We start from the raw sequence: 11,079 nt of genomic DNA, 5'->3' as shown, positions 1-11,079 counted from the left end.
AGGCCGAGGCGGCCGGCGGGCAGCTCGTCGAGGCCGCGGCCGCGCGCGCCGGGACCGAGGAGGTCGCCACCCAGGCCGCCGGCGCCAGGGACGAGTGCCAGGAAGCCGCCCAGCACGCCCGTCGCGCCGCCGACGCGCTGGCCGGGCTCGCCTTCCGGCTCCGCGAGCGCCCCCGCTGGCGCACCAGGCTCAGGGAGTTGGGCGTCGAGGCGGCGGAGGCCGCCGAGGCCGCCGCCGGCCAGCTGGAGCGGGCCCGCGCCGCCGACGAGGACCGGCGTACCGTGCAGCGCGTCGCCGACGACGCCCGGCGCACCGCCCGTGCCCTGCGTGCCGAGCGCGCCGAGGTCAGCGGCGTCCCGGACGAGGGCGAGCACGAGTCGGCGCCGGCCGCGGGCTCCCCCTCCCTGCCGGCGCTGCGCGAGGCGTACCGCTCGGCCTCCCAGCTGTACGAGAAGGTCGGCGTCGGCGCCGACCTGCGGGCCGAGCAGGCGCGGGCCGAGGGCGACGAGAGCGCCGCGCTCGCCGCGCTCGACCGGCTGAGCAACAAGGTCCGCACCCGCGCCGCCCGGCTCCTCGAAGGCCCCGAGGGTGCAGACGGCCCGTCCAGGCAGGCCGCCGCCGCCCGCGCCGAGTCCCTGGTGCAGCTGCTGGAGTCCCGCGCCTCCACCGCCAGCGAACAGCTCGGCAGGCTCCGCGGCGAGGCCGAGCGCCTCGCCCCCGCCGAAGGTGAGGCGCACATCGAGCTGCCGGCCGAGCGGATCCCGGCCGACGCGGCCGGCGCCAAGGACCTGCTGCGCGCCGCCACCGCCGAGCTGGCCGCCCACGAGGACGCCCACGCCGCCGCCGTCGCCGCCCACGAGGACCTGCTGCGCGACCACCGCGCCGCCCAGGAGGCCGCCGGCGGCTTCGAGGAGACGGCGGCGTCGCTCCGCGACCAGCTCCGCGATCCGGCCCCCGGCGCCGCCTCGGCCGACGCGGGGGAGACGGCCGCCGAACCTCCCGCCGAGCCCTACCAGGGCGGCCTCGCCGAGGCCCGCCAGGCCGCCGCCGACGCCCGCCGGGCCCTGCGCACCCACGCCGGCGGCCTGGTCGCCGCCGAGGCCGCCGTGGCGGAGGCCGGCGACCGGCTGGTCAGGCACGCCAACTCCACCCGCTACGAGCAGGTGCGCACCCCGGCCAGGCAGCAGATCCGCGAGCTGCCGGCCGCGGCCCTGCCCGCCAACGCCGCCGCCTGGGCCGAGGCGTTCGCCCCCAGGCTGCGCGTCCTCACCGACGAGCTCGAACAGTTGGAGCGCAACCGGGACGGCATCGTCGACCGGCTGCGCGGCCTGGTGGAGTCGGCGCTGGCCACCCTCCGCTCGGCCCAGCGGCTCTCCCGGCTGCCCGAGGGGCTCGGCGAGTGGTCGGGACAGGAGTTCCTGCGCATCCGCTTCGAGGACCCCGACCAGGCCACCCTCACCGAGCGGCTCGGCGAGGTCATCGACGAGACCACCAGGGCCGCCGTCCGCAAGAACTCGGATCTGCGCCGCGACGGCGTCTCCCTGCTGCTGCGCGGCGTGCAGGCCGCGCTCGCGCCGAAGGGGGTGCGCGTCGAGATCCTCAAGCCGGACGCCGTGCTGCGCGCCGAGCGCGTCCCGGTCGGGCAGATGGGCGACGTGTTCTCCGGCGGCCAGCTGCTCACCGCGGCCATCGCCCTCTACTGCACCATGGCCGCGCTCCGCGGCAACGACCGCGGCCGCGACCGGCACCGGCACGCCGGCACCCTCTTCCTCGACAACCCGATCGGCCGGGCCAACGCCACCTACCTGCTGGAGCTGCAACGCGCGGTGGCCGACGCCCTCGGCGTCCAACTCCTCTACACCACCGGCCTGTTCGACACCACGGCGCTGGCCGAGTTCCCACTGGTGATCCGGCTGCGCAACGACGCCGACCTACGCGCGGGGCTCAAGTACATCAGCGTCGAGGAACACCTGCGCCCTGGCCTGCCCCAGCAGGACCCGGCCGCCGAGCCGGTGCACGGCGAGATCACCGCCACCCGGGTCTTCCGCAAGCCCCGCGCGGGAGAGGCTCACTGACGCCCCATCGGCCGGCGCCTCGCGGCGCTGCTCGGCACCGACACCACGCCGTCCCGCTGCCGCCAGGCCTGCCGGGTGATCCAGATGTCGAGCACCGCCCAGGTGGCCACCATCGTGCTCCCGATGGACGACAGCGCCATCGGCATGGCCAGCCAGGAGCCGGCCAGGGTGCAGAGCAACACGACCACCACCTGAGTGAGCGTCAGTGCGATGATGATGACGGCACGCACGGCGGCGGCACGCACCGGATCCGGCATGCGGGGTCTCGCGTACACTCCGGCTTCGCTCCCTGCCCGCCAAAGATGCGCAGATATGTCCTCCCCATCCATGGTAGAACGCCTTGCGGGCCATCGGACCACGGGCCAGGATGGGGCGCTCCGCGTCGGGTCAACTCCGCCCACCACCCTGCCGATACCCGGGTGGCGGCCAGGGCACCGGTAGTAGGCTCGCGCTGGCGGTCGGCGGGAACCCCCGCGCCGCCGCACGGAAACCAAGGGGAGGGCATGCGCTTTCGCGGCAAGTCGATCCGGCGGAAGACGGGCGCGCTGGTGCTGGTGCCCCTGCTGTCGCTCGTGTCGGTCTGGGCCTTCGCGGCCACCGACGCCGTCGGCGAGGCGAGATCCGTCGGCGCCGCGTCCGACGCCGCCTCGGCCCTGGGCGATCCGACCCGGGAGGTGGCCCTGGCCGTGCAGCGCGAGCGCCGCCAGACCCTCGTCTACCTCGGCGATCCCCGGCGGGCCGACTCGCTCAGCGAACTGCGGGAGATCAGGCAGGAGACGGACCAGGCGGCCACCCTGGCCAGGCACGGCGCCGACGAGGCCCGCGGCGGCCTGCGCGCGTCGGCCCGCGAGCGCCTCGACCGGATGCTGTCCGCGCTGGACGGCCTCGACCAGCTGCGTGGCCAGGTGGAGAGCAACACCGTCTCCCGCACCGGCGCCCTGGACGCCTACGGCGCCGTCGTCGACCTCGCCTTCCGGGTGCGGTCGTCGCTCCAGCCCGTCGACGACCCCGACCTCGACCGGCACGGCCGCGCCGTCGTCGGCCTCGATCAGGCCCGCGAGTCCCTGTCCGCCGAGGACGCCCTGATCGCCGGCGCGCTGGCCGCCGGGCGCACCAGCGACAGTGAACTCCGGGCCCTCGCCGACCGGATGGCGCAGCGCGAGCTGGCCTACGACACCCACCTCCCCGACCTCACGCTCGAGGACCGGCAGGCGCACGAGGCGTTCTGGGAGAGCGGCACCGGCCGGATCCTGGCCTCCGCCGAGGAGAGCCTGCTCCAGGGGAGCACCGCCGCCGTCCGGGCCGACACCTGGCAGGAGACCGGCGCCTCCGCCCTCGACCAGCTCGCCGAACTCGGCCGGGAGGCCGACCAGCGCTACCAGGACCGGCTCGACCCCGCGACCTCGGACGCCGCGGTCCGCGCCTGGCTGCTCGGTGGCCTCGGCCTGGTGGCCGTGATGGTCTCGGCCGCCGTCGCCCTCCGGGTCGGCCGCGACCTCAGCGGCGACCTGCGCGGCCTCGCCCGCGAGGCGACCGACGCGGCGGAGGTCCGGCTGCCAGGCGTCACCCGCCGGCTCGCGGCCGGCGAGCACGTGGACGTCGAGACCGAGGCACCGCGCCTGGAGTACGGCCCCGACGAGTTCGGCCGGATCGGCCACTCGCTCAACACCCTCCAGCGGGAGGCCGTCTCCGCCGCGGTGCAGCGCGCCCACACCAGGCGCGGCATGTCCGAGGTCTTCGTCAACCTGGCCCGCCGCAGCCAGGTCCTGCTGCACCGTCAGCTCAGCCTGCTCGACGGCCTCGAGGGGCGCACCGCCGACTCGGAGAACCTGGCCGACCTCGTCCGCCTCAACCACCTCGCCACCCGCATGCGCCGGCACGCCGACGGTCTTGTGCTGCTGTCCGGCGCGGCCCCGGCCCGCCAGTGGCGCAAGCCGGAGCAGCTGATGGACGTGGTGCGGGCCGCCGTCGACGAGGTCGAGGACTTCGAGCGGGTCGAGGTCCGCCGGCTGCCGGCCCTCGCCGTCTCCGGGGGCGCGGTGGCCGACCTCGTCCACCTGGTCGCCGAACTCCTGGAGAACGCCACCGTCTTCTCGCCCCCGCACACCGCCGTGCAGGTCGACGGGGAGCGGGTGCCGCACGGCTTCACCCTGGAGATCCACGACCGCGGCCTCGGCATGACCGCCGACGCCCTGCGGGACGCCAACCGCCGGCTCGCCGATCCGCCCGAGTTCGAGCCGTCCGACACCGACCGGATCGGCCTGTTCGTCGTCGCCAGGCTCGCCGAGCGCCACGGCATCAAGGTGTCGCTGCGGGACTCGCCCTACGGCGGCACCACCGCCGTCACCCTGATCCCCGGCGAGCTGTTGACCGAGACCCGCGAGCTGCCTGGCGAGCGCGACCGGCTGCCCGGCCGGCCCGAACGCCCCGCGCTGCGCGGCGGTCCGATCGAGATCGAGGCGCCGGTCGGCGCCCCCGACGTGGTCCTCGGCCCCGTTCCCGAGCCGAGGGGCCCTGAACCGTCCCAGCACGGCGGCCACTCCGCCGAGCACGGCCCCGCCCGGGAGGACGACGGGCGGCCCGCCACGCCCGAGCTGCCCAGGCGGCACCGCACCCCGGTGCTCGTCGCGGACCACGGCCGACCGGTGGGCGAACCGCCCGAGGCCGATCCCGCGCCCCCGGCGCCCATCCCGCTGGCACGCGCCCAGGCAGCCGAGGAGCGCACCAGCACCGGGCTGCCCAGGCGCGTGCGCCGCCCCGCGCCCCAGGGCGGCGGCGCGGGCCCGGGCGACGGCGTGCCAGGCGACCACCCCGACGCCGACGTGCCACCGCCCGACGTGGACGCGGACGAGGTCCGCGCCCGGATGGCCTCCCTCCAACGCGGCTGGCAACGCGGCCGCGAGCAGAACGGCGACCGGCCGAACGCCGCGCCGCGGAACCCCACCACCGAGACGTCGTAAGCCCATAAGCGGCGAGATCACCGCGAGAACACCGTAAGGCAGGACCGATGACCGCACCTGAGGCCGCGGCCCACGGCGGCGCCCCACCCGACGCAGCGCAGTTGGGTCGGGTCCTCGACGAACTGGCCGAGCGCGTGCCCGGCATCCGGCACGCGCTGATCCTGGCGGCCGACGGCCTGCCAAGAGGCGCCTCGCGCTCGCTCGGCAGAGAGGACGCCGAGCAACTCGCCGCGGTGGCATCCGGGTTCCACAGCCTCGCCAGAGGCGTCGGCCGGCACTTCGAGACCGGCAACGTACGGCAGACCCTGGTGGAGCTGGACGACGCGTTCCTCCTGGTCACGGCCGCCGGCGCGCGCAGCGCCCTGGCCGTGTTCACCGAGGCGGACGCCGACATCGGGCAGGTGGCCTACGAGTTGACGCTGCTGGTCAAGCGCGTCGGCCCGCTGCTCGCCACCCCGCAGCGCCCCGGCCCCGGCACGCCCTGAACCCGATGCCGTGAGCCGCCGGCCCCGGCCGGCGGTGGCATCTTCGTGCCGAAGATCTCCGCGGTGCTCCGCCGTCGTCGCGAAAGCGTGACAACGTGCCGGTGACGAGAACCGACGCCGGCGGCCCGGCGTCGGACTCGATGACGGCGGCGGCCCGGAACCGACGGGGGTGGCCCCGGCCCGCCGTCGTCGTCCGCCCACCGGCTCGCCAGGCCCCGTGTCGCGTCACTCTGGTGCGCACGTCGCCCACCTGGCATCGTCTCGCCCAGACGTGCCACGTGACAGCGATGTTGTGTCCACCTGACGGGAGCCGCCATGACCGCCGCGCACGCCGTGCCGCCCACCGAGCCCGCGCCCCTGTGGCGCCCCACCCGGGATCGGGCGGCCGGCGCCCGGCTCACCGCCTTCCACGCCCACGTCGCCGCCCACCACGGCGCGCCGTCGCCCACCTCCGACGATCCGGTCGCCGACTACGCCGCGCTGCACCGCTGGTCGGTCGACCACCTGGACGCGTTCTGGGCCGCGGTGGCCGACTGGTTCGACGTCCGCTTCGCCACCCCCTACCAGTCCGTCCTGGCGGACCGCGGCATGCCCGGCGCCCGCTGGTTCCCCGGCGCCACCCTCAACTACGCGGAACACGCCCTCCGTTCCGCCCTCGACCCGGCCCTGGCCGACCGGCCGGCGCTGCTGCGGGTCGACGAACGCCACCGGCCCGAGGCCGTCAGCTGGGCGGAACTACGCCGCCAGGTGGGCTCGTTGGCCGCCGCGCTGCGCGAGCTCGGGGTCCGGCCAGGCGACCGGATCAGCGGCTATCTGCCCAACATCCCCGAGGCCGCGGTCGCGTTGCTCGCCACCGCCAGCATCGGCGCGGTCTGGACGTCGTGCGCCCCCGACTTCGGCGCCCGCAGCGTCCTCGACCGGTTCCAGCAGGTCGAACCCGTCGTGCTGATCACCGTCGACGGCTACCGCTACGGCGGCCGGACGCACGACCGCGCAGCGACCGTCGGCGAACTGCGCGCCGGGCTGCCCACGCTCCGCGCCGTCGTCCACGTGCCGCTGCTCGGGACCCCGGCGCCGGCCGGCGCCCTGGAGTGGGGCGCGCTCACCGCCTCCGACGCCGAGCCCGAGTTCGACCAGGTGCCCTTCGACCACCCGCTGTGGGTGCTCTACTCGTCGGGGACCACCGGGCTGCCCAAGGCCATCGTCCACTCCCAGGGCGGCATCCTGCTCGAACACCTCAAGCAGCTCGGCCTGCACTGCGACCTCGGCCCCGACGACCGGTTCTTCTGGTACACCTCGACCGGCTGGATGATGTGGAACTTCCTGGTCTCCGGGCTGCTCACCGGGACCACGGTGGTGCTCTACGACGGCGGCCCCGGGTACCCGGACACCGCCGCCCAGTGGCGGGTCGCCGAGCGCACCGGGGCCACCCTGTTCGGCACCTCCGCCGCCTACGTGACGGCCTGCGCCAAGGCCGACCTGCACCCGGCCCGCGACCTCGACCTCTCCGCCCTCCGCTGCGTCGCCACCACCGGGTCGCCGCTGCCGCCCGACGGATTCCGCTGGCTGCACGAGCGGGCCGGCGCCGACCTGTGGATCGCCTCGGTCAGCGGCGGCACCGACGTGTGCAGCTGCTTCGCCGGGGCCGTGCCGACCCTGCCGGTCTACACCGGCGAACTCCAGGCGCCCGGCCTCGGCACCGACCTGCGGGCCTGGTCCCAGGCCGGCCGGCCGCTGACCGACGAGGTGGGGGAGCTGATCGTGGCCGCCCCGATGCCCTCGATGCCGGTCAGGTTCTGGAACGACGAGGGCGACGCCCGGTACCGGGACGCCTACTTCGACACCTTCCCCGGCGTCTGGCGGCACGGCGACTGGATCACGCTCACCGCGCGCGGCACGGTCGTCATCCACGGGCGCTCCGACTCCACGCTCAACCGGCAGGGCGTGCGGATGGGCTCGGCCGACATCTACGAGGCCGTCGAACGGCTCCCGGAGATCCGCGAGTCCCTGGTCGTCGGCGTCGAACTGCCCGACGGCGGCTACTGGATGCCGCTGTTCGTACGGCTGGCCGAGGGCGCCGCACTGGACGACGCGCTGCGGGACAGCATCCGCCGCACCATCAGGGAACGGCTCTCCCCGCGCCACGTGCCCGACGAGGTGATCGCGGTGCCTGGGGTGCCGCACACGCTCACCGGCAAGCGCCTCGAAGTGCCGGTGAAGCGGCTGCTCCAGGGCGCGGCGCTCGAGTCCACGGTGAACCCCGGCTCCGTCGACGACCTCGAACTGCTCCGCTTCTTCGAGCGCCTCGGCCGGGAACGGGCCACTGTCAGTGGCGCCGACTACGGTGGGTGACCACGAGGTTCCGATTCCAGGGGGAAGCATGGCACACACCGGAAAGCGCGTCAGGAACGGCCGAGGGGCGGCGGGCCGCGCGGGGCGGGGCACGGCGGTGCCGCGGCGCGGCCGCTGGCGGGAGGCGGCCGGCACGGTCGCGGTCGTCGCGGACGAGGCCGGCTTCGCGCTGCTGCGGCGCCGCTGCCCAGGCCTGGGGTTCGCCGACCACGCCGGCTATCTGCGGGCCACCGAAGCCCTGCTGCGCGCGCTGGCCGGCCGGCACGGCCACACCAGCGTCGCGCTGTTCGACCCGGCCGCCTTCGCCGACTACTGCGAGCGGGAGGGCCTCGCCCAGGACTCGCAGGCCAGCCGCGCCCGCTACACGGCGGAGGTCGCCGCGCAGGGCGCCACCGTGCCCTACGCCGGGCAGCCGATGGCCGCGCTGCTCCCCGAACTGCGGGCGGCCCGCCGGCGGCTCGACGCCTGGGAGCTCGGCGGCGACCTGCTGGCCGCCGCCGGCGGCTGCCAGCACTGCGGCGCGCCGCTCAGCCGCTGCGCCTTCCGCCGGTCCGCCGAGCTGCTGGCCGCCGTGCTGGAGCGGGTCGGCCCTGGCACACACCACCTGGTCGCCACGGTGCTGCCCGACACCGGGCCGCTGGCCGCCGAGTTGACGGCCGAGATCGACGCCGGCGGCGAGCTCCGGGTCCCGGAGCCGGCGGCGCTGGCGCTCTGCACGGTGCTCGCGGTCGGGCTCGCCACCGGCGAGCCGGGCGGCCTGGTGCTCCGCTCGCGGCCGCCGGCCGGCGGCGACCAGGAGGTGCGCGGCTGGGGCCTGCGCGGCGGCCACCCACGGCCGCTGACGGCGGGCGAGGTGTTCGCGGCCTACTGCACGGACGCCAGCACCGGCGAACCGATCCCACCCGAACCCGACGTCGCCTACCTCCCCGCGCCCGAGCTCCCACCGGCGGCCTGCCGGCGCCCCTGAACACCGCGCCGGCCTGCCGGCCCGGCGGTCCGGTGACCCCGTACGCGGTCGGCGGCCGGATGCTCCCCGCCGGCCCGGCGGGCCGGCCGGGCGGCCCTCGGGTTGGGCCGGGGTGTCCATCGGGCCGTTGGCCCCTGGGCCATCGGCTGGGCCGTGTGGCGGCGCGGGGCGGTCCGCCCGCTCGTTGGTGCCGACCGCTGACCGGAGAACCGGCTGGCGCCGCCAGGGCCTTGGCCTGGTCGGCCGGTGTCCAGGCGGCTGCCGGGTCCGTCCGGCCCGTCACCGGGCCGCGGGCCCCCGGGCCTGTCGGGCGAGTCGTCCGGCGGCTGCCGGATCGGCTCGGCCCGTCAGCCGGCGGCCGGCCGCCCGTCCGGCTCCACCGGCCCGACGCCCGGTGGCCCGGCCGGCCGCGGGCCAGGCGGCCAGCCGTCCGTCACTCGGCGGCGAGCACGCCCCTGGCGGCTTCCCTGGCCGCGGCGGCGGTGTCCGCCGTGCGGGCCGCCGCGGCGGCGCGTTCGCAGTGGGCCAGGGTGTGCTTGGCCAACGTGGCCCGCACATAGGGGATCGCCGCCGCGCCCATCGACAGGCTGGTCACGCCGAGCCCGGTCAGCACACACGCAAGCAGCGGGTCGGCGGCCGCCTCCCCGCAGACCCCGCAGCTCTTGCCCTCGGCCCTGGCCGCCTCGGCGGCCAGCGCCACCAGGTCGAGCAGCGCCGGCTGCCACGGATCCTGCAACCGGGAGACGGCGCCGACCTGCCGGTCGGCGGCGAACGTGTACTGCGCCAGATCGTTCGTGCCGAGCGAGAGGAACTCGACCTCCCGCAACAGCGACCTCGCCCGCAGCGCCGCCGAGGGGATCTCCACCATGGCGCCGGCCTTCGCCGCCAGCCCGGCCGCCCGACAGGCGTCCGCGAACGCCCGGGCGTCGGCCCGGTCGGCGACCATCGGGGCCATCACCTCCAGATAGCAGGGCAGCCCCTCGGCGGCCCGGCCCAGCGCCCGCAACTGGGTGTCGAGCACGTCGGGATGCGCGAGCAGCGCCCGCAGCCCCCGCACCCCGAGCGCCGGGTTCGGCTCGTCGGCCGGGCTGAGGAAGGCCAGCGGCTTGTCCGCGCCCGCGTCCAGCACCCGGACCACCACCCGCCCCTCGGGGAACGCCTCGAGCACCTGCCGGTAGGCGGCGGCCTGCTCCTCCTCGGACGGCGGCTCACCGCCGCCCTCGCCCTCCAGGCCCCGCGCGCCCTCCAAGAAGAGGAACTCGGTGCGGAAGAGCCCCACCCCCTCGGCGCCCGCCCCGACCGCCGCCGGCAGGTCCACAGGACCGCCGATGTTGGCGAGCAGCGGCACCTTGTGGCCGTCCGCGGTGGCGCCCGGGCCGGTCACCGAGGTCAGCGCGGCCCGCTGTTCGGCCGCCACCCTGGCCAGCTCGGCCCGCTCCGCGTCGCTCGGGTTCACCACCACCTCGCCCGTGGAGCCGTCGACCGCGACGACCGTGCCCTCGGTGATCTCCAGGGCCCGCGGCAGCGCGACCACCGCCGGCACCCCGAGGGCCCGGGCCAGGATCGCGCTGTGGCTCGTCGGGCCGCCCTCCTCGGTCACGAACCCGAGCACCAGCGCCGGGTCGAGCAACGCGGTGTCCGCCGGGGCCAGGTCACGCGCGATCAGCACGAACGGGTCGTCGCTGTCCGGCACCCCCGGTATCGGCACGCCGAGCAGCCTGGCCACCACCCGGTTGCGCACGTCGTTCAGGTCCGCGACCCGCCCCGCCAGATACTCGCCGGCGTCCGCGAGCAGCGCCCGGTAGGCGGCGAAGCCGTCGTAGACCGCCCGCTCCGCGGTGGAGCCGGCGGCGATCCGCCGCTCCACGTCGCTCATCAGCTCGGGATCCCGCGCCATCAGCGCCTGCGCCTCGAGCACCGCCTGGGCGTCGCCGCCGGCGAGGGTGCCCCTGGCCGTCAGGTCGGCGGCCACCGCGTCCGCGGCCTGCCTGGCGCGCCCCATCTCGCGCGCGGCCCGCGCCGGCTCGATCCGGGTGTCGGGTGGTTCGAGCACCGCGGTGCCCATGTGGCGCACCTCGCCGATGGCCACGCCCCGGCTGACGCCGACCCCTTGCAGCCTGGTCTCCATCTCACCCGCCTCACGACGCCGTCCCGGCGACCACACCCGCCGGGCCGCACCTCACATCGAAGCCCGCACCTCACATCAAAGCCCAAGGCGCCGCGTTCGGCCCTCCGACCTC

At 76.5% G+C, this 11,079-nt stretch carries 7 protein-coding genes; 5 read left to right on the top strand and 2 right to left on the bottom strand.

Annotation, left to right across the window (positions count from 1 at the left end; all coding sequences use genetic code 11):
- On the top strand, positions 1-2,075 hold a 2,075-nt coding region (locus ACYVPE_RS17125; protein ID WP_461034472.1), incomplete at its 5' end, for a coiled-coil domain-containing protein.
- Here the strand turns inward: ACYVPE_RS17125 and ACYVPE_RS17120 are convergent.
- Entirely contained in the window at positions 2,069-2,350 is a 282-nt protein-coding gene (locus ACYVPE_RS17120; RefSeq protein ID WP_461034471.1) for a hypothetical protein, read from the bottom strand. The two genes, ACYVPE_RS17125 and ACYVPE_RS17120, sit on opposite strands and share 7 nt — an antisense overlap.
- Before the next feature lie 228 nt (positions 2,351-2,578).
- On the opposite strand from ACYVPE_RS17120, the gene ACYVPE_RS17115 reads away from it, so the two are divergent.
- The 4 genes from ACYVPE_RS17115 (at position 2,579) to ACYVPE_RS17100 (ending at position 8,839) form a co-directional block, all read left to right on the top strand.
- Positions 2,579-5,035 carry a sensor histidine kinase gene (locus ACYVPE_RS17115; protein ID WP_461034470.1) on the top strand — a complete coding sequence of 819 codons (2,457 nt, stop codon included), beginning with the start codon at positions 2,579-2,581 and terminating at the stop codon, positions 5,033-5,035.
- A 47-nt stretch (positions 5,036-5,082) separates the two neighbouring features.
- Positions 5,083-5,520 (top strand): roadblock/LC7 domain-containing protein, encoded by a 438-nt coding sequence (locus ACYVPE_RS17110; RefSeq protein ID WP_461034469.1) that lies wholly within the window; start codon positions 5,083-5,085, stop codon positions 5,518-5,520.
- Positions 5,521-5,835: 315 nt separating this feature from the next.
- The gene (locus ACYVPE_RS17105) at positions 5,836-7,872 is read left to right on the top strand and encodes an acetoacetate--CoA ligase (RefSeq protein ID WP_461034468.1); all 2,037 of its coding nucleotides are present in this window, start codon (positions 5,836-5,838) and stop codon (positions 7,870-7,872) included.
- A 28-nt stretch (positions 7,873-7,900) separates the two neighbouring features.
- Positions 7,901-8,839: a hypothetical protein gene (locus ACYVPE_RS17100; RefSeq protein WP_461034467.1), complete on the top strand. Its 939-nt coding sequence runs from the start codon at positions 7,901-7,903 to the stop codon at positions 8,837-8,839.
- A gap of 433 nt (positions 8,840-9,272) precedes the next feature.
- Here ACYVPE_RS17100 and ptsP read toward each other — a convergent pair whose 3' ends face one another.
- Positions 9,273-10,967 carry a phosphoenolpyruvate--protein phosphotransferase gene (gene ptsP / locus ACYVPE_RS17095; RefSeq protein ID WP_461034466.1) on the bottom strand — a complete coding sequence of 565 codons (1,695 nt, stop codon included), beginning with the start codon at positions 10,965-10,967 and terminating at the stop codon, positions 9,273-9,275.
- Between the last annotated feature and the right edge of the window lie 112 nt (positions 10,968-11,079).

This window comes from Streptomyces mayteni, assembly GCF_054783955.1.
This window is presented reverse-complemented; position numbering and strand designations above follow the sequence as displayed.

What these genes read in the sequence shown, in the direction of transcription:
- ACYVPE_RS17115 (WP_461034470.1), top strand. Translation starts at nt 2,579, where the DNA reads ATGCGCTTTCGCGGCAAGTCGATCCGGCGGAAGACGGGCGCGCTGGTG.
- ACYVPE_RS17110 (WP_461034469.1), top strand. Translation starts at nt 5,083, where the DNA reads ATGACCGCACCTGAGGCCGCGGCCCACGGCGGCGCCCCACCCGACGCA.
- ACYVPE_RS17105 (WP_461034468.1), top strand. Translation starts at nt 5,836, where the DNA reads ATGACCGCCGCGCACGCCGTGCCGCCCACCGAGCCCGCGCCCCTGTGG.
- ACYVPE_RS17100 (WP_461034467.1), top strand. Translation starts at nt 7,901, where the DNA reads ATGGCACACACCGGAAAGCGCGTCAGGAACGGCCGAGGGGCGGCGGGC.
- ptsP (WP_461034466.1), bottom strand. Translation starts at nt 10,967, where the DNA reads ATGGAGACCAGGCTGCAAGGGGTCGGCGTCAGCCGGGGCGTGGCCATC.